The following is a 23,041-nucleotide window of genomic DNA, read 5'->3' as shown; positions in this document are numbered from 1 at the left end:
TTGCTGTTACTTTGTCTCCCTTTACAATACATACACAAATTTTAACCTTTAATGAGACTTATACACTTACGTGCCATACCACTTGCCCTTTTATTTTTAAGTTTAACGTTTAACCTTTTTGCCCAAAGCGGGGGCAAAGCAAAAATTACCGGCGTGTTAAAAGACGCTAAAACCCAAGAAACTATTCCGTTTGCTACCGCTGTTTTAATTGACAAAGCAACCGCAAAGAATGTTAAAATCGCACAGACTGACCTTAACGGGGCCTTTACCATGGCTGATTTACCTAATGGGAATTTTACTTTTAAAATCAGTTTTGTAGGCTATCAAACCATGGTAAGGGATAATGTTGCCATTACCGCAGCCACCGGAACTTTAAACTTTGGCGATATAAAAATGAATGCGGCTAAAGGCAATATTTTAAGTGAGGTAACCGTAACCGGCCAGAAACAAGGCATGCAGATGGGGATTGATAAAAAAATCTTCTCTGTTGACCAAAGTGTGATCAGCGAAGGTGGCTCCGCAACTGATTTATTGCAAAATGTACCTTCCGTTTCCACCGATATGGACGGGAATGTAAGTTTACGTGGTTCAACAGGTGTCCGGGTTTTAATTGATGGCAAGCCTTCTTTAATTGCCGGCGGAAACGTAGCACAGATTTTAGCTTCCATTCCGGCCAGCTCTATTGAAAGTGTAGAGGTAATCACTAATCCTTCAGCCAAATATGATGCGGAAGGTCAGTCGGGCATTATCAACATTGTTTTAAAGAAAAACACTAAATTAGGTTTTAATGGTTCAGCAGCCATTACTGCCGGTAACCGCGACAATTATAATGCAAATACCAATTTGAGTTTTCAGAACAGTAAGGTAAATATTTACGGAAACTACAGCTATCGTTATGGCAACCGCCTTGGTGGGGGTTATCAGGATATTTTTTATAAATCTGACTCCTCAAGAACAGCCTACACCAGCCAGGCAACCCGTTCAAATTCTTTGGATAAGGGACATAATGCTAAAGCTGGTTTGGATTATTACCTGACACCTAAAAGTGTAATCAGTTTATCCGGGGGGTTCAACTCCAGGGAAAATGAGCGAAATGAGTTGCTCGACATCAAACAATTGAACCGTGCACAAACGCCGCTTTCATTAAGTAATAGAACAAATCTAAACGATGGTTATGGAAGTAGTTATGATTTAAATCTGGATTTCGTTCAGAAGTTTAAAAAACCTAAGCAAGAGTTAACTTTTAATTTCGGCTATTCGAACGGAGATAATAACAACGATCAAACGTATAGCACCACCACCACAAATAGAAATAATATTCCCATCAATGAAAATCTGAGTTTGCAACGTGTTTTCAACAGAGGAGATAATTCAAACTATAACATCCAGACAGATTATACCATGCCTGTGGGTAAAGCAGGTAAATTGGAGGCTGGATACCGGAGTCAGATTCGTTTGGCCGGCAACAATCAATATGCAGATTCTATCTTAACCAATACAAGTATTTACATACAAAACAATAAGCTGATTAACAATTTTGACAGCAAAGACCAGGTTCATGCACTTTACTTAAACTATCAGAATCAAATTAAGGATTTCGGTTATCAGCTGGGTTTAAGGGCTGAAGATGCACGGTTAGATACCCACTTAGATGGCTATACCAATAATATATTAACCTCAAACGAAGGAAATATTCACTATAAAAGATTATATCCGAGTGTATTTTTAACACAGAAGCTGAAAGGCGACAACCAGGTTCAGCTGAGCTATACACGCCGGGTAAACCGCCCGAGGCCATGGGATACCAATCCATTTCTGGATGTTTCTGATCCATTTAACTACAGAGGTGGTAACCCTAATCTATTGCCAGAAGATGTACACTCATTTGAGTTGGGCTACAGCAAATACTGGAAAAAAGTAACCTTAACTTCCAGCTTGTATTTCCGCCAAACCAATGATGTGATTCAAAGGGTAAGAAGCTCACCTGTTAATGGAATCATCACCACCACACCACAAAACTTATCTCGCCAGATCAACAGCGGTCTGGAACTGATCGGCCGTTTTGATTTGGTAAAAGCCTTAAATTTTACCACCAATGTAAACCTTTACCAGGCAAAATTTGCTGGTGATACCAGATTTGACATCCCCACCAGCAGTGGTTTTAGCTGGAATGCCAACTTAACTGCGAACTTAACGGTAGTGAAGAATTTATCGGTACAGGTTCGTGGTGATTACCGCGCCCCTGAGGTAATGGCACAGGGAAAGCGTAATGCCATGTATGGCATTGATGGCGGTGCCAAATACGACTTCCCGAATAAAAAAGCTTCATTAAGCTTCAATGTGAGAGATGTATTTAACACCAGAAGATGGAGCATGACTACTGAAGATAAATTTACAATTGTGGATTTTGAACGCCAGATGCAGGGAACAATGGGAAATTTAACCTTCTCTTACCGTTTCGGAAAAACGACATTTAGCAATGTAAAAAAACAGAAAAAAGATGAGCAACAGGATAACCGACCTGATGAAGGTTCATTCTAAATAATAGTAAGGCGTTTCGACTATCGGAACGCCTTTTTTGTTTAATTACATCGTGTCAAAATGATATTCATTATCTTGCGCTATGGAAGATCAAAACCCCTGGAAGACACTTGACAGTGAAGTAAAATACGATAATAACTGGATCAGGGTTACCGAACATCAGGTGATTAATCCATCTGGTGGCGCCGGTATTTATGGCGAAGTCCATTTTAAAAACTTTGCCATTGGCATCTTAGCCCTGGATGAAGAAAACAATACCTGGCTGGTGGGGCAATATCGCTTTCCGCTTAAAGCCTATAGCTGGGAAATTCCGGAAGGCGGCGGTCCTTTGAATGAAGAGCCGCTGGAAAGTGCACGGCGCGAACTTCTGGAGGAAACCGGATTAAGTGCTAAAAACTGGCGGGAAATTCAGCGCATGCACCTTTCCAATTCAGTAAGTGATGAACTGGCCATCATCTATCTGGCCACCGGTCTGATCCAGGGAATCGCCATGCCCGAAGAAACGGAGCAGTTAGTGGTAAAGAAAATTGCCTTTGAAGAAGCCTGTCAAATGGTTTTAAATGGGACAATAACTGATTCGATGAGTGTTGCTGCCATTATGAAAGTAAAGCTGATGATTTTAAACGGCGAAATCTAATGATTACCTTTGCCGCATTAATTTTTTAATCAGATGAGTAAGCTTTTCGGCTATATCTTAAGCCCTGTTTTCTATTTCTTCTTTGGCTTAACGCTTTGCATTTTTCACCCCATTCAGTGGATTTGCCATCGGTTTTTCGGATACAAGGCGCATAAAGTTTCTGTTGATATCCTGAACTTTTTTCTCACCTATTGCCAGGTGTTTTTATTGAATTCGGTTATTTTTAAAAACGATTACAGCTTGCCAACCCATCGGCCCATAATTTTTGTGGCAAACCACCAGAGTATGTATGATATTCCCACACTCATCTGGTTCCTGAGAAGATACAGCGCCAAGTTTATTTCTAAAATAGAACTGACCAAAGGTATTCCGTCCATTTCCATCAACCTCAGAGTAGGTGGTGGTGCAAACATCAACAGGAAAGACAATAAGCAGGCCATCTCTGAAATTATCAAACTTGGCCGCAGGATGCAGCAAAATAACTGGAGTACGGTTATTTTTCCTGAAGGCACCCGCGCAAAAGACGGACAGGTTAAAACCTTCCAGTTTGGCGGCATTGCCACCCTTTTGAAAGCAGTTCCAAATGCACTGGTGGTGCCTGTTGCCATTGAAAATTCCTGGAAAATTGTTCGCTTCGGCATGTTTCCCTTAACTACCGGAAATGCGTTACGCTGGACCGTTCTAAACCCCATAGACCCAGAAGGAAAAACAGCAAACGAGATTACACTGGAAGCAGAAACAGAAATCAGGAAGGTGCTAGGACAAGAAATGACTTAGTATCGAAACCTTGGTATGGGGTCTCAAGATTTTAGTATCAGGTATCAGAACTATTGACTCCGGATTAAAGACTCCAGACTAAAAGCTAAATATTCTTATTTCCAATTACTTTGAAAAACTCGTCACGGTAGGTATCTCCAACCGGAATGATTTTCTGATTAATCGTAATTCTGCTTCGTTCAATACTTTCTATTTTATCTACCGCTATAATGTACGATTTGTGTACGCGGATAAACTGACTTTGCGGTAAGGCCTCCTCCATTTTCTTCATACTCTGAAGCGTAATTACCCGCTCTGTTTTAGTGAAAATAGAAATATAATCTTTCAAACCTTCAATGAAAAGGATGTCATGAAGGTAAATTTTCTGAATTTTATGTTCTGTTTTCACAAAAATATAATCCTGAACAGGATTTGCAGGTGCAGAAAATGGTGCCGGTGTAACAATAGGTTGCGCTACGCTTACAGGCGCTTCAGCCGGTTTAAATTGTTTGTGAACCTTCTCTACTGCTTTGTAAAAACGATCAAATGCAATAGGCTTCAAAAGATAATCTGATACGTTAAGATCATAACTTTCCAGGGCATACTGCGGATAAGCTGTAGTTAAAATATAATGGCATTTGTTCCCGGCAATTTTCAGGAATTGAATCCCGGTAAGTTCCGGCATCTGAATATCGAGAAAAACCAGGTCAATCCCCCCTGCCTGAACAATTTGCAAAGCTTCTATGGGATTTTCGCACCTTTTAACAAAATTTAAAAAGGGCACCTTTGAAATATAATCCTGAAGGATATCCAGTGCCAAAGGCTCATCATCAACAACAATGCAGTTTAAATTCATTTTAAGTTTATCGTTTTAATTCATGATTTTTTATAAAATCCGCTGGTGTGGCTTCCGGATTAAATATCAATCATCAGTTCGCAGGTATAATGGGTAGCCGAATTTACAACATTTAATTTATATCTGTCAGGATAAACCAATTGTAATCTTCTTTCTACATTGGTTAAACCCACTCCGCCCTGCGCATCTTTATTCTGGTTATTTTTTTTATTCACCACACTGAAATGAAGAATTTTCTGGTTGGCAATGATGTTAATTTTTACCGGGTGCCCGGGATCATTGACCACGCCATGTTTAAAGGCATTCTCCACAAAAGAAATCAGCATTAGCGGCACAATTTTCTGATCATCAATTTCCCCGTTTAAAACCATCTCAATATATGCCCCATCCTTAAACCTGATTTTCTGCAAATCAATATAGTTGGTTAAGTAATCAACTTCCTTACTTAAGGATACCGTAGGTGTATTGCTTTCATAGATCATGTAACGCATAATTTCAGAGAGCTTCATGATCGCATCAGCTGTTTTATCAGATTTCTGATAGGCCAGCGAGTAAATATTGTTCAGTGAGTTGAATAAAAAATGAGGGTTTAACTGCGACTTTAAAAACTGCAGCTCCATTTCGCGGCGTTCACTTTCCAGGTTTCGCTGAATGCGTTCATTTGCAAACCAGTCTGCCGCAAATTTGATCAGGCAACTGGAAACCAGAAAAAAGCCACACAAAAACAACTGCGCGAAGAAGTATTGATCTGCAGTGATCGCTTTTCGCCTGCCTTCATTCATATACTCCATCATCTCTCTCGGATTTAACACTGCTATTGCCGTTTTGACAAATGCCGTTACACCCAGCAGAATAATAAAAATGAAGATATAAAGAAAGTATCTCTTTTTCTTTTTAATGAACTGCGGGATGAGGATCAGGTAATTGATGTAGAAAAGTGAAACATTAATAATTCCGAATAGTACAAGCGATAATATAAAGTGCTTTATATTTTTAGTTTCAGAATCAAAAAATATGCTTAGTGCAATTATGATTAAGATAGCTGCCCAATACAGTGCATGCAATATGATAGGTCCCTTACTTTTCGTCATTATTTTTCGCTTATTCATCAATTGTGTTGATACTTTCGATGAGCGCATCCAAAATAAATAAAGTTTCTATTTTTAGATAATACAATCTACCAACTGCCTTTTTTTTTCTACGAACAGGCCAAACGGCCTAAATTATCGACCAACACCAATTTTTATCGATAAACGCCAAAATGGCCTGTTGATCTAGAATCTTTAACGCTTGGTATAATACATTTTAGCAGTTTGGTTTTCTTCAGTTTCTTTGAATCATCAAAACGAAACAATTATGAAACACGCATCAGCCATTCACTTCAATAATCAAACAGTATTTACTGATGCTACTTTCAACATCGCTCCACTTAAATTATCAGTTATGAAAAAATTAGCCAATACCTCGCCATTTTTACTTTTATTATTACCGGTTTTTATGATGATGATATTAACGCTTACGGTTAATACCAATCCAAATGAAGCTGAAATTGTAGTAAAACCAGCCAAGGCATCTACCTCAGTGGTGAAACAAGCTACGGCTATTTTCAAATAAGATATGCCCAGCTTTACCATTGAAACCGTTGGATTAAATTTCAATTTCGGACAGCAGGTCATTTTAAAAAACTTGTCGCTACAGGTTCCGAAGGGCAGTATATATGGCTTTCTTGGCCCGAATGGAGCAGGCAAAACCACTACAATAAAAATTCTGCTGAACCTCTTGAAATCTCCCTCCGATCAGGTTTTTATCTTCGGTAAAGAAATCAACAGTAACCGCATCGACATTTTAAAACAGGTAGGCGCACTGGTAGAGCAACCCGCCATTTATGGGCATCTTTCCGGAAAAGAAAACTTAATTAACCGGTGTTTGCTTTTACGCATTCACAAAAGCAAGGCTGATGAGATGCTGGCGCTGGTTGGCTTAACAGATGCCGCAAATAAAAAATCAAGCCAATACTCGCTGGGAATGAAGCAACGCCTCGGCATTGCACTGGCCCTGATTTCAGACCCTGAACTGCTGCTTTTAGATGAGCCCACAAATGGCCTGGATCCAAATGGCATCATCGAAATCAGGAATCTGATGATGGAGCTTACCGCAAAATACAACAAAACCATCCTGGTATCGAGTCACCTTTTGTCTGAAATAGAAAGAACGGCAACCCATGTTGGTATTATCAATCATGGGCAATTGCTTTTTCAGGGAACCATTCAGGAACTTCAGCTATTGAACAAACCCTTGCTCGAAATTGAAGTTGATCAGGTAGAAAGTGCTGGTGCTTTAATCCTGGAGAATGGATATGAAATCATGGCACAAACAAAATCCAAAATCAGTATACCTTATGCCTCTGCGGCAGAAAGCGGAATCGTCAATACCTTGTTAATAAAAAATGGTTTTACGGTAACCAGTCTCTCCATGCAAAAAAAGGACCTTGAAAATTTATTCCTGGATATTACCAAAACCGACTAATATGCGTACGCTCTACATATCATTAATATCCGAATTTTATAAATCAAGAAAAACACTGGCACTTTGGGCAGCAATATTGTTGCCGGTAATCATATGTGGATTAATCACTTTTGGTTTTTATTCCAGTTCTGAAAGAATTATTGCCTTTCATTATCCACCGATGATATTGTGGGCAAATTATAGTGGTGCGGCACTTGGCGTAATGGGGTTTCTAATTATGCCTTTCTACGTCATATTTATGGCTTTTTCGGTCAACAATATTGAACACAAAAATGATACCTGGAAAATGCTGTTTGCACAGCCTCTGAATAAATTTTCCATTTATGCAGCAAAATACCTGTATGCTGTATTTATGATATTCATCTGTTTACTGCTGTTCGCATCATTAACCTTCGCCTTTGGCCATTTATTACAGGTTTTGGTGCCAAAATATAATTTTAGTCAGTATAATCCTCTACATATCCTGATCAACTCTTATGCTAAACTTTTTCTCTCTTCTTTAGGCATTTTATCACTTCAGTTTATCATGAGTTTATTTTGGAGCGATTTCCTTAAACCCATGGGCATAGGCTTTATTGGTGCCATCATGGGAATAATTATCGTAAATGTTGGATGGAAATATGCCTATTTCATCCCTTACTCTCTACCCACCCTGGCTTTGAGAATAACGAAAGTAAACAAAGGGGCTAATCCATTGGAATTTCCGGTTTTTACACAGGAAATATGGACAAGTTTAATTTATGCAGCTATTCTTTTCATTGTTGGTTATTTTATAGTAACCAGAAAAAGCATTAAATAAGCTAGAAAAGCCAGCATCATTTTTTTGATTCAGCAGATATTATTTTCACCCAGGAGCAGTCAGGAATAAGCCCTTTGCTATTGCGCGTGTAAAATTCTTTTTAATTACAAAAGCCTGCTTTTCTGATCATTGCTGATCAAAAGGCAGGCTTTGTTGTTTAGAGAGAGATGCGTTAAATGCAGAGCGTTATTCCTTATCAAAAGGACAAAATTCTTTGTTTAAATGCCCAAACAATGAGCTGGTAAGAATTGCGTAAATCAAGTTTTCTCACCATATTTCTTCTATGTGTATTAACCGTATGCTCACTGATAAAAAGCATATCGCCAATTTCTTTACTATTATAACCATTTGATAAAAGACGTACAATGTCTATTTCCCGCTCAGTTATCAAACTGGTACTTTCCTGAATTAAGACTTTGTTTATCATTTTATAAATTTAAGCGAATCACATCAGCCGTATTAACCATTAAATAATAAATGAAGGAACAGTGTACTTCTAAGTTATATTTTAAGCAATTGGATCTGGTTAGGGCGGCTTTAATAGTTAAATTAATATTTTGTTTGTTTCAATAATCAAAAGTACGGGCCGCTACTGATTTATGAGTAGTAGAAATTACCCTAAATAAAAAGGTGTTTTTACGGTATAAAAAAAACCAATCGCTATTGCCTGCCATGATCTAATTTACGAATTTAGGGATCTAAATCATTTATAAATACTAATATGGAAAAAGTAAACGAATCGCAGCCTATTGATAAAAATATAGCGATAAAAATGGTTAATGCTTATAGCGAAGAGGCTACCAGACTAAACTCCGGATCATATACAAAGGCAGTATGGTTTCCTGCAGAGCAGATTCTGGCAATGGCAAAAAAAATCAGTGAAGGTAAACATGATGGTTTGCGGATTTACTTTGCGCAGTACATCGAAGAATCATTAAAAGACTTACCTGAAGATCATAGAGGAAGAAATACAGTATTATTGGTACCTACTTATGCCGCTGGCCAAACCAATGCGCGTGGGGAAAAAACGAATGCACATGAAGATGATACCACCAATATTGAAAACAGAGGTGATCTTTGTCCTACTATGTGTGACGGAACAGAACTGTAATTTATGAATTTTTTTACCCCTATCGTTATTGCAGAACTAATTTCTCTGATTATAGCGCTAATTTTTCTATTTAAGGATAACATTTCATTCTGGAAAGTTAATATAGCCTATCTAATCATAGCATTGTCTGCAGAAGCAAGGGGATCCTATCTTTCGGCTCACCATCGCCATAACGTAGGGTTATTCAATACATTCGTCCTGTTTGAAATCGCATTTATTTCTTATGGCATGTATTATTGTTTAAAAAAATACACGAATCCAAGGCCTGTAATATTTACTGGCCTTGGTATCTGTTACTCGATTTTTATCTTTTTTACATTCAAAAATGGAATACACGCCTATAATGATGTATTCAATGATAACACGGTAAGTGTAATGTCTTTAATATTTGTGCTTTATTGCCTGTATTATTATTATAAACTTTTAAATGACGATGAAGTCCTTGATCTTAAGCATCATCCAGAGTTTTGGTGGGTAAACGGGGTTTTATTCTATTACTTTGGCGGCACAGCTATTAACCTCTTTTATGGGCTGTTTAATATCCTCATATTTGAACATATTAAGCTTCGATTATTTATTTACTATATTATCAACATTATCCTTTATAGTAATTGGATATACAGTTACATATGCAGAGCCAAACAACGCAAATTGCTATATTAATTTCGATTACAACATTTATATTCCTGCTCATGCCTTTATTTCTGATTATTTATATCAGATCATATAACAGGCATAAAAAAAATCATTTGCTGGAGAAACAGCATATGCAGCAAAAATTTGAAGCCGAAATTTTACAGGCGCGGATTGAAGTGCAGGATCAAACCATGCAAACCATTGCCACAGAATTGCATGATAATATTGGCCAGCTCCTGAGCCTTACTACATTGACACTTAATTCTGTAAACATCAACGACAGTGAAAAAGCAGAGAAAAAAATTAGCGACTCCCTTTCCTTTATTAATAAATCAATCAGAGAACTAAGAGAACTGGCAAAACTGCTGCATGGCGAACAGGTTGTCGAAAATGGAATAGGCTATGCACTGGATCAGGAAGTAAACTGGTTAAGCAAAACCGGAGCCTACGAAATAGAGGTTAACAACAGTCTTGTTGATTTAATTGAAAAATCACCGGATAAAGACCTGATCATTTTACGTTTACTACAGGAAATCATCAACAACATTATTAAACATGCCAATGCAACGGCCATTACCTTTAATGCTTACTACGAAGATAAAACCCTTCATTTACAGGTTAAAGAGAATGGAATAGGGTTTAATTATGAACAGGCAGCAGCAGCCTCCTCCGGAATGGGATTAAATTCCATCTATAAAAGAATAGAAATGATCAATGGAAAATTAGTATTAAATTCGTCACCTAATCATGGTACTAATATTTTAATTGAAATTCCCTATCCTTAAAACATGTCTGCTCCATCTATCTCCATTGCCATCGTTGATGATCATACACTTTTCCGCTCCGGACTGGCCAGTTTATTAGATGAGTTTGATGAAATTAAAGTGCTGTTCGAAGGCATCAATGGCCAGGATCTTCAGCATAAAATTAAAAACCATCCGGATTTACAGCTTATTTTGATGGATATTAATATGCCCGTAATGGATGGTTATACCGCTACCAAATGGGTTAAAGAAAATTACCCGAACGTTAATATACTCGCCTTGAGCATGCTGGAAGACGAAAAAGCAATTATTGGTATGTTAAAGGCTGGTGCAGGCGGCTATATGCTGAAAGAATCTACTCCAAACGAACTGCTTACCGCTATCAAGGCCATCAACGAAAAAGGCTTTTATGTTAATGACCTTGTTTCTGGCCGCTTGCTGGTGGCACTCAAAGATGGTGATACCAAACCAATCTTCAGCGCACGCGAATTAACCTTCCTTCAACATTGCAGCAGCGAACTTACTTATCGAGAAATTGCAGACCTTATGAATGTGAGCCCGCGAACGGTAGACAATTACCGCGAGTCACTGTTTGCAAAACTCAACATCAAATCCCGCACCGGACTGGTGGTTTACGCCATTAAAAACAATCTGATTAAGATATAATTATCTTTTATCGCCGGATATTTTTTCCCATATCATTTGGATAACTAATTAATTAGTTTTAACTTTAATAATGACAACATTTGTTGATCATCCTTATTGTTATGCATTATGATGGAAATTAAAGATTTAACCAAAGCCGAAGAACAAATTATGCAGGTTTTGTGGCAGTTGGAAAAAGCATTTGTTAAAGAAGTTATTGACGAACTACCTATTCCAAAGCCTGCTTATAACACAGTCTCTACCATTATCAGAATTCTGGAAACCAAAGGCTTTATCGGGCATGAGGCATTTGGAAAAGCACACCAATATTATCCGCTGATCAGCAGAGAAGATTATAAACGCCATGCGACAGAAAAACTTCTGGGAAATTATTTTGAAAACTCTGTAGAAAGTATGTTTTCATTTTTTGTTAAAGAAGAAAAGCTTGATTTAGGTGATGTAGATGAAATTTTGAAAATGATTAACAAAATTAAACGCAATCCAAAATGAGTTTCGCCCACTACCTGCTACAGGTTAACCTCTACCTGTTTGTTTTCTACGGCTTTTACAAACTGCTGTTAGATAAGGAAACCTATTTCCTGCTTAATCGCATCTATTTAGTGGCATCGGGAGTTTTATCTTTATCTATCCCTTTTATACGCATGGAATGGATTACCCGGCAGGATGTTGCTCAAAAAGTTTATACCAGTATAAACTGGGATGCTGTTTTAGAACAGGCTATAATAGTTCCGGATCATGAAAATAGTTTTAGCTGGTCAAACATCTTTGTGCTGATCTATTTTACCGGGATATTGTTTTTTCTGTTTAGGATGGTGCTCAATTTATTAACGGTTAAAAAACTGATTCATTCCGCAAAATCGGGTTCAGCTTTTTCTTTTTTCAATAAAAAAGTGATAGATCAGCAACTACCCTTATCAAATGTTATACACGCACATGAAGATGCACATGTAAAGCAATGGCATACCTTAGATATTTTATTTTTTGAGCTTTTAGGCATTCTGACCTGGATAAACCCGGTTATTTATTTCTATAAAAAATCAATTAAAAATATACATGAGTTTCTGGCCGATCAGCATGCCGCGGCATTTCAGGGTGATAAGGCAGAATATGCCATGTTGATTCTGAGCCAGTCTTTTGGCATTATGCCTAATAGCTTAACTAACGGTTTCTTTGATCAATCCCTCATCAAAAAGAGAATTTTTATGCTCCAAAAGGAAAAATCAAAAAAGGCCGCCATCTTGAAATATGGCTTTTTTATCCCGCTTTTTGCCCTTTTAATCATTTTCTCTTCGGCTACCGTACGTAAAAACAAAAATTTATTGGAACTGTCTGATCAGATTCCTTTAGATAAACCTATTGAAATGGTGAAAGATATCGTAATATCCGATAATCCATCCACTGAAACTTTAGCTACCGAGAAATCAATTGCGCCGGAAGCAGGAAAGATGGATAAATCCTGGAAAGATTTTTATGCTTATTTATCCAGAACGATAAAGTATCCAATAGCAGCGAAGTCACAAGGTTTACAGGGAAATACCCAGATCAGATTTCAGTTAAAAAACCATAAGATAGTCCGCGTTGCTTCACTGGTAAATTTAGGTTCCGGTTGTGATGAAGAAGTGATGAATGCCGTGTCATCTTATACTGGTTTTAAAAACGCAATTGATGGAAACTATGCCATCAAAGTTGAATTCAGGTTGGATGAAGGTAATTCAAAGATAAAAAACCTAAATTCAGTACCTGCAGTGGCCTATACCCTATTGCCAAGCCTTCAGGTTAAGGCTTTTGCAAATCAGAATTTAACTGATCAGAATTATCAGTCTAAAGATAAAGTATTTGATTTTGTATCTATAGATCAGCAGCCTGAATTTCCTGGTGGTATTGAAAAATTTTACCAATACCTGGGCAAAAATATTAAATATCCTAAAATGGCAGTGGATAATCATGTAAGCGGTAAAGTATTCTTAAGCTTTATCGTAGAGAAGAGTGGAGACCTTTCAGATGTTCAGATTACCAGAGGATTAGGCAGCGGGACCGATGAGGAAGCCATTAGGGTCATTTCGCAATCACCTAAATGGAATCCAGGCATTGCAAATGACAAGCCCGTAAGAGTAAAGTATAATATTAATGTGAATTTCAACTTAGCAAAAAGTAACGAGCCATCAGAAAACCCAACGCCGACCAGAACACAAAAATTATCATTAAGATCAACAGGAAATAACAACGACACCAAATTTATTGATGGTATATTTAATGGTCTTATAATAGTTGATGGCATTAAGCTGGCAGATAATAAGCTTTTAAATAAGATAAACCCTGCCAATATTGAATCAGTAAGCATATTAAAAAATCAGGCTGCTACCAGTTTATATGGTTTAGAAGCCAAAGAAGGCGCAATGCTGATTACGACTAAAAATAGTGAAAAAAATCTATTCAGAGATTTGAATCAAAAGGAAAGCACTATTGACAAGAACATAACTGTTGACTATTTACGTGAAAAATTTTAACGGAATCAATTTATGAAAAAAGCATCAATTTTGATTACTGTACTGGCTTTGGGTTTCCATGTTTGTGCGCAACAGCCAGACACGATTAAAGTCCAATCCAACATATCATTTCCCGGATGGTCTAAACCAGACAACAAAGAACCACTAATTATTATAGACGGGAATAAGCAATATATAAGAGGTACTACAGCACTAAAAGATATCAATCCGAAGAATATTGAATCCATAAATATCCTGAAAGATAGCGCTGCCATACGTAAATATCAATTTGATGGCACTGCTGGTGCAATTGAAGTTAAGACCAGAAATGGCGATGCCGGATTTTATAAAAAGGCCATAGATACCGGACATATAATTTTAAAGAGTGAAATGCAACCGGGTTTTCGTTCGGCCAATCCATCAAAGGTCATCATCAGAAATTTATTACAAAAAGATCTTGATCCAAAGGCTGAACCTATGTATGTTTTGAATGGAAAAGAGGTTCAAGATATTAAAAAGCTAGATCCAAGCACCATAGCTTCTGTTGATGTAATTAAAAATGCTGCAGGAAAATCTTCATATGGTGAAAAAGGAAAGAATGGAGTGATCATAATTACAACAATAAAAGCGAAAAAAAAGTCTGAAAAGAAAAACTAAATAAAAAAACCTTAATAATATTTAATGATGAGAAAGCTAATAATTTTAGCCCTAATGGGCATCGCCATGTTTATTAATGCCGTAAAGGCACAAAAAGTTTATGATTTTACATCTGTAGAAAAACAACCCTCCTATCCGGGTGGCATAGCAAAGTTTTATGAATACCTTGGTAAGGAAATTAAATATCCTGAGGCAGCCAAAAACAACAAAATACAGGGAAAGGTATTTGTAAGCTTTACTGTTGAAAAAAATGGAAAATTAGGCAATGTAAGAGTCACTAAAGGCCTATCAACAGAAACAGATAAAGAAGCCCTCAGGGTGATAAGAAACTCACCAGACTGGACTCCTGGCACCTTGGATAGTAAGCCAGTCAGGGTGAAGTATAATATGAATGTTAATTTCAGTTTAACAGCTGCTAATACCGAAAAAAAGGCAGCATCTAAGTCTGGAATCCAACCGGAATATCCGGGTGGCACAACTAAACTATATCGCTACCTGGCAAAAAACATAAAATATCCCGCACAGGCTAAAAAAGATAAAGTGGAAGGAAAAGTATTCTTGGCTTTTAATGTGGAGCAAGATGGTACATTATCAGATGTACGGGTTACTAAAGGGCTATCCAGAGAAACTGATGCCGAAGCACTTAGGGTAATGAAATCTGCACCGAAATGGAACCCGGCTATTGATGCAAACGGACACCCGGTTAAAGTTAAATATCAAATGGCCATTAACTTTATAATGAGCTAAGGCAATTTATTAACATCAAACACAAAACCCCTGCTTAAAAATAGCCGGGGTTTTGTGTTTTCTCTCCTGTCTCGGAAGTTTAAATCTATAAATTATTTAATGTATATACAAATTTTACAGAATATAATTTCAAATAACAATATTTTTAATATGCTGACATAGAAATATTTATGTTTCACAAACTTATATTTTGCTTACTTTGATTTCACTTAGAATTAAAAAGCCCCAAACTAGGTTTGAGGCTTAAGATTCAACTTTGCAGCTGAATGCACAGTATATTTTTAAACTGTTTCTTCTGAAACAAATTTCGCACTGGCAAAGTCACGGTTCATGCGCGCAATGTTCTCTAAAGAGATTCCTTTAGGGCACTCCGCTTCACAGGCACCCGTATTGGTACAGTTACCAAAACCTTCGGCATCCATTTGCGCCACCATACTTTGTACGCGACGATAACGCTCTGGCTGACCTTGTGGTAATAATGCCAGCTGAGAAATTTTAGCCGATACAAATAACATGGCAGATGCATTTTTACAGGTAGCCACACAAGCACCGCAACCAATACAGGCAGCAGCTTCGAAAGCAGCATCAGCCTGCATTTTTGGAATCGGAAGACTATTGGCATCCTGTGCATTACCCGTGTTAACGGAAATAAAACCACCTGCTGCAATTACCCGATCAAAGGCTGAACGATCAACAGTTAAATCTTTTACAACCGGAAAAGCTGCTGCTCTCCATGGCTCTACAACAATAGTATCGCCATCTTTAAAAGAGCGCATGTGCAACTGGCAGGTTGTAACCAGGTCTTTCGGACCGTGCGGACGACCATTAATGAACATGGAGCACATCCCACAAATACCTTCACGGCAATCATGATCAAATACAACCGGCTCTTCGCCATTAGTGATCAGATCTTCGTTTAACACATCGAACATCTCCAGGAATGACATATCCGGAGAAATACCAGCTAATTTATAATCTACCAAAGCACCTTTGGTATTGTTATTTTTTTGACGCCAAACTTTTAGCGTTAAGTTCATATTTCCTGTACTCATGATATTGAGATTTTGGACATTAGACAGGAGAAATTAGATTTGAGATTTGAGACATTATTGCCTTTCTCATATCTTACATCTCACATCTCACATCTATTTATAACTTCTTTGTGCTACTTTAATATTTTCAAACTTCAATTCTTCCTTGTGAAGTTCGAAGTTTACGCCTTCTTTAAATTCCCAAGCTGCAACGTATGCGTAGTTTTCATCATCACGTAAAGCCTCTCCCTCTTCAGTCTGGTATTCTTCACGGAAGTGGCCACCACAACTTTCATTACGGTTTAATGCATCAATACACATCAACTCCCCTAATTCAATAAAATCAGCAACACGACCGGCCTTCTCCAGTTCAGTATTTAATTCATCAGCTGATCCTGGTACACGAACATTACTCCAGAATTCAGCACGTAGCGCCCTGATGTCCTGAATGGCTTCGTTTAAGCCTTTCTCGTTACGGGCCATCCCACATTTCTCCCACATGATGTGGCCTAAACGCTTATGGAAATGATCTACAGATTTTGTACCCTTTATATTGATTAAAGTATTTAAAATACCTTTCGCTCTTTCCTCTGCCTCTACAAATGCAGGGTGATCCGTTGGAATGGCTTTTACCGAAATCTCTTTTGATAAATAAGCACCAATGGTATAAGGAAGGACAAAATAGCCATCTGCCAAACCTTGCATCAAAGCAGATGCACCCAAACGGTTAGCACCGTGATCAGAGAAGTTTGCCTCACCAGTGCAATATAAACCAGGAACAGATGTCATTAAGTTATAATCCACCCAAAGTCCGCCCATAGTATAGTGAACTGCCGGATAAATACGCATTGGCGTTTCGTAAGGATTTTCACCCGTGATTTGCGCATACATATCAAACAGGTTACCATATTTGGCTTTAATCACCTCGGTGCCTAAACGCATACAGGTTTCTTTATCCGGATTATGAATACCCGATTTAGAAGCTTCGATTCTACCGTAACGTTCTGTATTGGCTTTGAAATCCAGGTATACGGCCAGTTTTGAAGCACCAACACCATAACCGGCGTCACAACGTTCCTTAGCTGCGCGTGAAGCCACATCACGGGGAACCAGGTTACCAAAAGCAGGATAACGACGCTCTAAATAATAATCTCTTTCCTCTTCAGGAATTTCTGAAGCCTTACGGTTATCATCTTTCTTTTTAGGAACCCAGATTCGTCCATCGTTACGCAACGATTCAGACATCAGGGTTAATTTCGACTGGTGATCTCCGGAAACCGGAATACATGTCGGGTGAATTTGCGTATAACAAGGATTTGCAAAGTAAGCACCTTGTTTATGTGCTTTCCATGCTGCTGTAACATTACTTCCCATGGCATTGGTAGAAAGGTAAAATACGTTTCCGTAACCACCTGTTCCTAATACCACCGCATGGCCAAAGTGACGTTCAATTTCGCCGGTAATTAAGTTACGGGCAATAATACCGCGTGCTTTACCGTCGATTTTTACTACTTCAAGCATTTCATGGCGGGTATACATTTCTACCTTACCCATACCTATCTGGCGTTCTAATGCAGAATAAGCACCCAATAACAATTGCTGACCAGTTTGTCCTGCAGCATAGAATGTACGTTGCACTTGCGTACCACCAAATGAACGGTTATCTAACAAGCCACCATATTCACGTGCTAAAGGCACTCCCTGAGCCACACACTGATCTATGATATTAGCACTTACCTCGGCTAAACGATGCACATTGGCTTCGCGGGCACGGTAATCGCCACCTTTAATGGTATCATAAAAAAGACGGTAAACACTGTCACCATCATTCTGATAGTTTTTGGCTGCATTAATACCACCCTGAGCAGCAATAGAGTGTGCTCTGCGAGGCGAATCCTGGAAACAAAAACATTTTACTTTATAACCCATTTCAGCCAGGGTTGCTGCTGCAGAAGCCCCCGCCAAACCTGAACCTACAATAATTACTTCAATAGTTCTTTTGTTCGATGGGTTTACCAAAGGCACAGAAGACTTATATTTAGTCCATTTACTGGTTAATTCGCCTTCTGGAATATTTGAATTAATATCTGACATATCTCTTTTGTGCTAAAAACTAATTAATTAAACCGGTATAAACTGCAATTGGCATCAATGCAAATAGGATCGAAATGATCACTGAATACCAAACACTAGCGCCCTTAATTATTCCATTATATTTAGAGTGATTCCAGCCCATGGTTTGAAAAGCCGAAGCAAAACCATGTAATAAGTGGTAGCACAGAGAAAACATAGCTAAAATATAAACAGCTACTCTTACAGGATCCTGAAACTTTTCTTTCATTACCGCATATAAATCTTCATGTCCGTTAGCATCCACAGTTGGAATGCCGGTGAAACGGGATACTACCCAGAAGTCTTTTAAATGAACAACTAAAAAAATAAGCAATAGCGTACCCAATAACCCCATCGAACGGCTATACCATTTACTGTTTGCTTTACCATTATACTCTGCATACTTAACTGGTCTTGCCTTTTGATTTTCAAAAGTCAGCCTTGCCGCCTGAAAAATATGTGCAAGTAAACCAATGAATAAAACAATTTCACCAGCCCTGATGATCCAGTTAGTGGCCATAAAATGAGCACCAACATTGAAGGTTAAACCACCATCATTAATAAAAATTAATGCGTTTATGCCGCAGTGTACAATTAAAAAGAGTATCAGGAATATTCCTGTAACACCCATAATGAATTTCTTTCCTATTGATGAAGAAAGCGCATTTCCGAAACCACTCATTTGATTAGGATTTATATCTAAAATTTCTTGCAAAAGTATCTAATTATGAGTTTAATTTATAAACGATTATGACAAAACGGCGATAAAACATTTATTTAGAAACATTCTAAGTCGGAAACGAAAGAAATGGAAAGAATTTGGAATTTTACTTTTGGAAATGGACCAATTCAGATCTGAACTATTTATACAGTAAAATAAAAACTTCTTAGTCAATATCTTATTTTTTAAAAAACAAAGATGAAAATAGTCACCAAACTGAAAATTTAAACATTAAGCACAGTAAGATCAAGATCATCCCTGAAATCATCTCTTATTATTTCAATAAGTCATGCTTAATCACCTAAAAGCGATGATAAAAAGTAGTTAAACAATTGTCTTATGACATCATTGGCTACGCTATTCGCGTACATAAATATCTTGGCCCCGGGCTATTAGAAAGTGTTTATGAGCAATGTCTGAGCTATGAATTAGAAAAGAATGGACATCAGGTCATTAAACAGGCAATGGTTCTGTTTGAATAATTGATGTAGCGTTAAGAGTTGATTTACTGGCAGATGATTGCATTGTTGCGGAGCTCAAAACGGTTGAACAACTTTTGCCAATTCATGAAGCACAGATTTTAACATATAAGAAATTATTAAATGTACCACAAGGACTGCTGATTAACTTCTTCAAGATAACATTACACGATCATTGAAACCTTTTGTGAATGAACTTTACCACAGCTTACAGGATTACCATACCTGGTATTCGAAATCTTTTTCATAAAAAAAGTCCCGATTTTCATCGGGACTTTCAACGATTTATGTGTTCGAGTTTTCTTAAGCTACTTTTACATTTACCGCGTTAAGGCCTTTTCTACCTTCTTCTACATCGTAGTTTACGGTATCATTCTCGCGAATGTTGTCAATTAAGCCTGAAGCATGAACAAAAATTTCGGCATCGCCATTAGATGGAGTGATAAATCCGAAACCTTTAGTTTCATTAAAAAATTTTACTGTTCCTTGTTGCATTATATTGTATTTTAATTTGTACCAAAGATAGGCTTAAATACCTATAAACCAATTTTTTATTTTAATAATAATAAAAACCCCTGAAAATACTAGCTGATTGCCCGTTAGACGCTGTTTTTTGATTTAAATTAATTTAGAACCATCTTCAATATTAGCAATTTCAAACATGAATGGGGTAAAAAATCATGATTGAAGTCCCAATCCTTTTCCAGAAATAGCATCTATAGAGACTTGTTTAATTCTTTATCAATCAATATTTGATATACGAACTACTAATCAAACATACAGCTCATGTCATTAACATAATTAAGCCAACTGTAAATTTTGATCATAAGAAATAACCAATTCATCATTCCGTTTAACCATAAAAATATCGCCAAAATTATCTTTAGCACAATAACTGAGCATCAGATAGTCATCTACAATTTTATGCAAAATCAATTTCGGACTGGTATAGGTAATTGATACAACATGAGCTGCCTTATTTAATAAATCAGAAGACAGGATATGAAGCTCAGCCCAATCGAAAAGGACTGACTGCCCTTGTGAATCATTTAAACCAGGTATTTTATGCTTTAAAGCGTCCATCATATCCATCACTGAAGATTCCAGTTTTTGATTTAAGGAATAAGCTTTCTCATTTTCCTGCACCATTTGAGAGAACGTATGGAAAAGTTGGTTCTGGGTATATGGCTTGGATTGCTTTTGAAATTCACGATAGGTTTGATGAAAGACATAGCGTTCAAAATCCGTTCTGCACATGAAATTGATATACTGTTTTAAGCTGAGGTTGATATAAGCTAAAGCCATATGCTTAATAATTGCTATTTGAGTGTGAGGATTTCCCAGGCTTAAAAATGTAAAGCATTTGGCAAATACTGATTATCAATCGATAAACGATAAAATAATCGGCATATTGCATCTCAGGAAAATACCAGTTTTTAAATCAAACGAAACAACTTTGTCTTTCGCTTCAGTTACAGAAAATAAAATACAGTCTGCCTATTTCCTCTTCAGGCAGTATATTAAAAACATTTAGGTACCAGAAATGAAATCATCAGCAAAACGATATACATTAAAATCTTCCTGCTGTAACGCCAAATGAAGCGCTTCCTTAAGCTTTTTTTTATCGACCAACTGCATCTTATGGTGCTGAATAATTTTCCAGGCTTTTTCGGCAAACAGAAATTCTTTTCGCTGGCTGGCCTCTGTAATCGGTGCCGTAATCCAGTCCATTAATTTATCAATACCTATATTTTTATCAGCTACTGTTTGTAAAACCGGAATTGATTTTGTCCCCTCGTGAACCATTTTTTTTAAGTTATTGGCAAAGGTACCAGCACCTTCCCGATCGGCCTTATTAACGACAAAACAATCTGCAATTTCCATTAAACCTGACTTGATATGCTGAACCTCATCGCCTGATTCAGGCACCAGAACCACAATCGTTTTATCTGCTAAACCCGCAATTTCAACTTCCGATTGCCCGACCCCTACTGTTTCGATGAGAATAAGATCAAAATTTGAAGCCTTCAATACATCAACCATTTCAATTGTTTTAGCAGAAATGCCCCCTAATGCCCCTCTGGTTGCTAAAGAGCGGATAAAGACATTGGGCTTATTAAACTGCCTGGCCATTCTGATCCGATCACCCAGCAATGAACCCAAATTAAATGGCGAGGTTGGATCAATGGCTAAAACGGCTATTCTTTTATTTTCCAGCGTAAAAAAATCAGTGATGGCGTTAACTAAGGTACTTTTTCCGGCACCGGGAGGACCAGTGATACCAATAACAGGCGCACCATACCGACTATCTAAATTTTTCAGAATGGAATCTGCCGGCGAAAGATCATTTTCAACAAGTGTTAATGCCCTGGCCAAAACCCGGTAATTACCTTGTTTCACTTCGCTTAAAATGGATAGAGGGGTATTATTCATCAATAAAACTATCTTTGTACAAATTAACAAAATAATACGGCACCAGGCATAAAACAATCAACATTGAACGAAAGCATCATGATTTACCAAAATCCACTGGGAATTTATCAACAAATCACCATAGCTTCATTACTGCTAAAACACATTTAAACAGATGAAAGTTACCGGCTTTACCTTCTTAAGAAATGCAGTTGTAAATGATTATCCGGCAAAGGAAGCCATACTTTCTGTTCTTCCATTATGTGATGAGTTTATTATTGCCCTGGGAAACTCAACGGATGAAACGGCAGAACTGATTAAAAGTATAGATTCTGAAAAAATCAGAATTATTGATACCACCTGGGACGAATCCATTCGCGAAGGCGGCCGTGTTTTTGCCGATGAAACCAATAAAGCGCTGGCTGCAATTTCAAAAGATACGGACTGGATGATCTACATTCAGGGTGATGAAGCCATTCATGAAGATGATCTTCCTTTAATCAGAAAAGAGATGGAACTGGAACTCCATCACCATCATATTGAAGCACTTCTGCTAAAATATAAACATTTTTATGCTTCTTATGATTACCTGGCAGAATCAAGACGCTGGTATCGGCGGGAAGTCCGGATTCTAAAAAACCTACCCGGCATTCATTCTTATCGCGATGCACAAGGTTTTAGAATTGACAACAGAAAATTGAAAGTTAAATTAATTGATGCCTATATTTATCATTATGGCTGGGTAAAACCACCCCAAGGTTTACAAGGAAAAGTCAGGAATTTTAACCAGTTTTATCAAACAGAAGAATGGATTGAAGAGAATTATCCTGCCCAGCAAACGTTTGATATGCACAATGCAGATCGCCTGGTACATTTTAAAGGGACTCATCCACAAGTAATGAAACAGCGAATTGCCGCAGCAAACTGGAAATATGAGCAGGATTTAACTAAAGAAACCACAAAAATGAATTTCAGAAGAAGGTTGTTGCAAAAAATTGAGGATTTAACAGGGTGGCGTCTCTTTGAATACCGTAACTATAAAATTATGAAGTAGTAAATAATATAACTACTTATATTTGCTGAATTTTTTATTTAAAAAAAAGG

General features: G+C 37.5%; 25 protein-coding genes. 16 read left to right on the top strand and 9 right to left on the bottom strand.

The window, feature by feature from the left end; genetic code table 11:
• Positions 1–51 precede the first annotated feature (51 nt).
• From CBW18_RS16830 to CBW18_RS16820, 3 genes are all read left to right on the top strand, one after another.
• Positions 52–2,541 (top strand): TonB-dependent receptor domain-containing protein, encoded by a 2,490-nt coding sequence (locus CBW18_RS16830; protein WP_088302496.1) that lies wholly within the window; start codon positions 52–54, stop codon positions 2,539–2,541.
• 82 nt (positions 2,542–2,623) lie between these two features.
• A complete protein-coding gene (locus CBW18_RS16825; protein ID WP_088302495.1) occupies positions 2,624–3,178 on the top strand; it encodes an NUDIX hydrolase in 555 nt (184 codons plus the stop codon).
• Positions 3,179–3,211: 33 nt separating this feature from the next.
• A complete protein-coding gene (locus CBW18_RS16820) occupies positions 3,212–3,955 on the top strand; it encodes a 1-acyl-sn-glycerol-3-phosphate acyltransferase (protein ID WP_088302494.1) in 744 nt (247 codons plus the stop codon).
• An 85-nt stretch (positions 3,956–4,040) separates the two neighbouring features.
• Here CBW18_RS16820 and CBW18_RS16815 read toward each other — a convergent pair whose 3' ends face one another.
• Both CBW18_RS16815 and CBW18_RS16810 read right to left on the bottom strand, forming a co-directional pair.
• Positions 4,041–4,790 (bottom strand): LytTR family DNA-binding domain-containing protein, encoded by a 750-nt coding sequence (locus CBW18_RS16815; protein WP_088302493.1) that lies wholly within the window; start codon positions 4,788–4,790, stop codon positions 4,041–4,043.
• 59 nt (positions 4,791–4,849) lie between these two features.
• A complete protein-coding gene (locus tag CBW18_RS16810) occupies positions 4,850–5,881 on the bottom strand; it encodes a sensor histidine kinase (protein ID WP_088302492.1) in 1,032 nt (343 codons plus the stop codon).
• Positions 5,882–6,146: 265 nt separating this feature from the next.
• Here CBW18_RS16810 and CBW18_RS16805 point away from each other — a divergent pair, with 265 nt between their 5' ends.
• From CBW18_RS16805 to CBW18_RS16795, 3 genes are read left to right on the top strand one after another with little or no spacing between them, the layout of a single operon-like run.
• On the top strand, positions 6,147–6,404 hold the full coding sequence (locus tag CBW18_RS16805; protein ID WP_088302491.1) for a hypothetical protein: 258 nt from the start codon (positions 6,147–6,149) through the stop codon (positions 6,402–6,404).
• Positions 6,405–6,407: 3 nt separating this feature from the next.
• Positions 6,408–7,316: an ABC transporter ATP-binding protein gene (locus tag CBW18_RS16800; protein ID WP_088302490.1), complete on the top strand. Its 909-nt coding sequence runs from the start codon at positions 6,408–6,410 to the stop codon at positions 7,314–7,316.
• Between the two features lies 1 nt (position 7,317).
• The gene (locus tag CBW18_RS16795; RefSeq protein WP_088302489.1) at positions 7,318–8,115 is read left to right on the top strand and encodes an ABC transporter permease; all 798 of its coding nucleotides are present in this window, start codon (positions 7,318–7,320) and stop codon (positions 8,113–8,115) included.
• Between the two features lie 196 nt (positions 8,116–8,311).
• Here the strand turns inward: CBW18_RS16795 and CBW18_RS16790 are convergent, their stop codons facing one another.
• Entirely contained in the window at positions 8,312–8,542 is a 231-nt protein-coding gene (locus CBW18_RS16790; RefSeq protein ID WP_088302488.1) for a response regulator transcription factor, read from the bottom strand.
• A gap of 294 nt (positions 8,543–8,836) precedes the next feature.
• On the opposite strand from CBW18_RS16790, the gene CBW18_RS16785 reads away from it, so the two are divergent.
• The 7 genes from CBW18_RS16785 to CBW18_RS16750 all read left to right on the top strand — a co-directional run bounded on the left by CBW18_RS16785 (position 8,837) and on the right by CBW18_RS16750 (position 15,182).
• On the top strand, positions 8,837–9,226 hold the full coding sequence (locus CBW18_RS16785) for a hypothetical protein (protein ID WP_088302487.1): 390 nt from the start codon (positions 8,837–8,839) through the stop codon (positions 9,224–9,226).
• A gap of 692 nt (positions 9,227–9,918) precedes the next feature.
• Entirely contained in the window at positions 9,919–10,647 is a 729-nt protein-coding gene (locus CBW18_RS16775; protein ID WP_172406557.1) for a sensor histidine kinase, read from the top strand.
• A 3-nt stretch (positions 10,648–10,650) separates the two neighbouring features.
• Positions 10,651–11,292, top strand: a complete 642-nt coding sequence (locus CBW18_RS16770; RefSeq protein WP_088302484.1) for a response regulator transcription factor — start codon at positions 10,651–10,653, stop codon at positions 11,290–11,292.
• 111 nt (positions 11,293–11,403) lie between these two features.
• Complete coding sequence (locus CBW18_RS16765; RefSeq protein ID WP_088302600.1) at positions 11,404–11,781, top strand: BlaI/MecI/CopY family transcriptional regulator; 378 nt, start codon at positions 11,404–11,406, stop codon at positions 11,779–11,781.
• Complete coding sequence (locus CBW18_RS16760) at positions 11,778–13,799, top strand: M56 family metallopeptidase (protein WP_088302483.1); 2,022 nt, start codon at positions 11,778–11,780, stop codon at positions 13,797–13,799. Before CBW18_RS16765 ends, CBW18_RS16760 begins: the two co-directional genes overlap by 4 nt.
• A gap of 12 nt (positions 13,800–13,811) precedes the next feature.
• A complete protein-coding gene (locus CBW18_RS16755; RefSeq protein ID WP_088302482.1) occupies positions 13,812–14,435 on the top strand; it encodes a TonB-dependent receptor plug domain-containing protein in 624 nt (207 codons plus the stop codon).
• Between the two features lie 24 nt (positions 14,436–14,459).
• The gene (locus CBW18_RS16750) at positions 14,460–15,182 is read left to right on the top strand and encodes an energy transducer TonB (protein ID WP_088302481.1); all 723 of its coding nucleotides are present in this window, start codon (positions 14,460–14,462) and stop codon (positions 15,180–15,182) included.
• A gap of 281 nt (positions 15,183–15,463) precedes the next feature.
• On the opposite strand, the gene CBW18_RS16745 is transcribed toward CBW18_RS16750, so the two are convergent.
• The 3 genes from CBW18_RS16745 to CBW18_RS16735 all read right to left on the bottom strand — a co-directional run bounded on the left by CBW18_RS16745 (position 15,464) and on the right by CBW18_RS16735 (position 19,040).
• Positions 15,464–16,234: a succinate dehydrogenase/fumarate reductase iron-sulfur subunit gene (locus CBW18_RS16745; RefSeq protein WP_088302480.1), complete on the bottom strand. Its 771-nt coding sequence runs from the start codon at positions 16,232–16,234 to the stop codon at positions 15,464–15,466.
• Between the two features lie 93 nt (positions 16,235–16,327).
• The gene (locus tag CBW18_RS16740; RefSeq protein ID WP_088302479.1) at positions 16,328–18,307 is read right to left on the bottom strand and encodes a fumarate reductase/succinate dehydrogenase flavoprotein subunit; all 1,980 of its coding nucleotides are present in this window, start codon (positions 18,305–18,307) and stop codon (positions 16,328–16,330) included.
• Between the two features lie 19 nt (positions 18,308–18,326).
• Complete coding sequence (locus CBW18_RS16735; protein WP_253249069.1) at positions 18,327–19,040, bottom strand: succinate dehydrogenase cytochrome b subunit; 714 nt, start codon at positions 19,038–19,040, stop codon at positions 18,327–18,329.
• Between the two features lie 338 nt (positions 19,041–19,378).
• Between CBW18_RS16735 and CBW18_RS21895 the strand changes: the two genes are divergently transcribed.
• On the top strand, positions 19,379–19,528 hold the full coding sequence (locus tag CBW18_RS21895) for a GxxExxY protein (RefSeq protein WP_216359257.1): 150 nt from the start codon (positions 19,379–19,381) through the stop codon (positions 19,526–19,528).
• Complete coding sequence (locus CBW18_RS21890; protein ID WP_216359262.1) at positions 19,525–19,704, top strand: GxxExxY protein; 180 nt, start codon at positions 19,525–19,527, stop codon at positions 19,702–19,704. The genes CBW18_RS21895 and CBW18_RS21890 overlap by 4 nt, the downstream gene beginning before the upstream one ends.
• 124 nt (positions 19,705–19,828) lie before the next feature.
• On the opposite strand, the gene CBW18_RS16725 is transcribed toward CBW18_RS21890, so the two are convergent.
• The 3 genes from CBW18_RS16725 to meaB form a co-directional block, all read right to left on the bottom strand.
• The gene (locus tag CBW18_RS16725; RefSeq protein WP_010599638.1) at positions 19,829–20,020 is read right to left on the bottom strand and encodes a cold-shock protein; all 192 of its coding nucleotides are present in this window, start codon (positions 20,018–20,020) and stop codon (positions 19,829–19,831) included.
• 306 nt (positions 20,021–20,326) lie between these two features.
• Positions 20,327–20,830 (bottom strand): hypothetical protein, encoded by a 504-nt coding sequence (locus CBW18_RS16720; RefSeq protein WP_088302477.1) that lies wholly within the window; start codon positions 20,828–20,830, stop codon positions 20,327–20,329.
• Between the two features lie 225 nt (positions 20,831–21,055).
• On the bottom strand, positions 21,056–21,958 hold the full coding sequence (gene meaB, locus CBW18_RS16715; protein WP_088302476.1) for a methylmalonyl Co-A mutase-associated GTPase MeaB: 903 nt from the start codon (positions 21,956–21,958) through the stop codon (positions 21,056–21,058).
• Positions 21,959–22,112: 154 nt separating this feature from the next.
• Between meaB and CBW18_RS16710 the strand changes: the two genes are divergently transcribed.
• On the top strand, positions 22,113–22,991 hold the full coding sequence (locus tag CBW18_RS16710; RefSeq protein ID WP_088302475.1) for a glycosyl transferase: 879 nt from the start codon (positions 22,113–22,115) through the stop codon (positions 22,989–22,991).
• Positions 22,992–23,041 lie beyond the last annotated feature (50 nt).

Origin of the sequence: Pedobacter sp. AJM (assembly GCF_002197755.1) — a bacterium.
GTDB lineage: Bacteria > Bacteroidota > Bacteroidia > Sphingobacteriales > Sphingobacteriaceae > Pedobacter.
This window is presented reverse-complemented; position numbering and strand designations above follow the sequence as displayed.

Excerpts from the sequence above, each read along its gene's own strand:
- CBW18_RS16830 (WP_088302496.1), top strand. The coding sequence starts at position 52 with ATGAGACTTATACACTTACGTGCCATACCACTTGCCCTTTTATTTTTA.
- CBW18_RS16825 (WP_088302495.1), top strand. The coding sequence starts at position 2,624 with ATGGAAGATCAAAACCCCTGGAAGACACTTGACAGTGAAGTAAAATAC.
- CBW18_RS16820 (WP_088302494.1), top strand. The coding sequence starts at position 3,212 with ATGAGTAAGCTTTTCGGCTATATCTTAAGCCCTGTTTTCTATTTCTTC.
- CBW18_RS16815 (WP_088302493.1), bottom strand. The coding sequence starts at position 4,790 with ATGAATTTAAACTGCATTGTTGTTGATGATGAGCCTTTGGCACTGGAT.
- CBW18_RS16810 (WP_088302492.1), bottom strand. The coding sequence starts at position 5,881 with ATGACGAAAAGTAAGGGACCTATCATATTGCATGCACTGTATTGGGCA.
- CBW18_RS16805 (WP_088302491.1), top strand. The coding sequence starts at position 6,147 with ATGAAACACGCATCAGCCATTCACTTCAATAATCAAACAGTATTTACT.
- CBW18_RS16800 (WP_088302490.1), top strand. The coding sequence starts at position 6,408 with ATGCCCAGCTTTACCATTGAAACCGTTGGATTAAATTTCAATTTCGGA.
- CBW18_RS16795 (WP_088302489.1), top strand. The coding sequence starts at position 7,318 with ATGCGTACGCTCTACATATCATTAATATCCGAATTTTATAAATCAAGA.
- CBW18_RS16790 (WP_088302488.1), bottom strand. The coding sequence starts at position 8,542 with ATGATAAACAAAGTCTTAATTCAGGAAAGTACCAGTTTGATAACTGAG.
- CBW18_RS16785 (WP_088302487.1), top strand. The coding sequence starts at position 8,837 with ATGGAAAAAGTAAACGAATCGCAGCCTATTGATAAAAATATAGCGATA.
- CBW18_RS16775 (WP_172406557.1), top strand. The coding sequence starts at position 9,919 with ATGCCTTTATTTCTGATTATTTATATCAGATCATATAACAGGCATAAA.
- CBW18_RS16770 (WP_088302484.1), top strand. The coding sequence starts at position 10,651 with ATGTCTGCTCCATCTATCTCCATTGCCATCGTTGATGATCATACACTT.
- CBW18_RS16765 (WP_088302600.1), top strand. The coding sequence starts at position 11,404 with ATGGAAATTAAAGATTTAACCAAAGCCGAAGAACAAATTATGCAGGTT.
- CBW18_RS16760 (WP_088302483.1), top strand. The coding sequence starts at position 11,778 with ATGAGTTTCGCCCACTACCTGCTACAGGTTAACCTCTACCTGTTTGTT.
- CBW18_RS16755 (WP_088302482.1), top strand. The coding sequence starts at position 13,812 with ATGAAAAAAGCATCAATTTTGATTACTGTACTGGCTTTGGGTTTCCAT.
- CBW18_RS16750 (WP_088302481.1), top strand. The coding sequence starts at position 14,460 with ATGATGAGAAAGCTAATAATTTTAGCCCTAATGGGCATCGCCATGTTT.
- CBW18_RS16745 (WP_088302480.1), bottom strand. The coding sequence starts at position 16,234 with ATGAGTACAGGAAATATGAACTTAACGCTAAAAGTTTGGCGTCAAAAA.
- CBW18_RS16740 (WP_088302479.1), bottom strand. The coding sequence starts at position 18,307 with ATGTCAGATATTAATTCAAATATTCCAGAAGGCGAATTAACCAGTAAA.
- CBW18_RS16725 (WP_010599638.1), bottom strand. The coding sequence starts at position 20,020 with ATGCAACAAGGAACAGTAAAATTTTTTAATGAAACTAAAGGTTTCGGA.
- CBW18_RS16720 (WP_088302477.1), bottom strand. The coding sequence starts at position 20,830 with ATGGCTTTAGCTTATATCAACCTCAGCTTAAAACAGTATATCAATTTC.
- meaB (WP_088302476.1), bottom strand. The coding sequence starts at position 21,958 with ATGAATAATACCCCTCTATCCATTTTAAGCGAAGTGAAACAAGGTAAT.
- CBW18_RS16710 (WP_088302475.1), top strand. The coding sequence starts at position 22,113 with ATGAAAGTTACCGGCTTTACCTTCTTAAGAAATGCAGTTGTAAATGAT.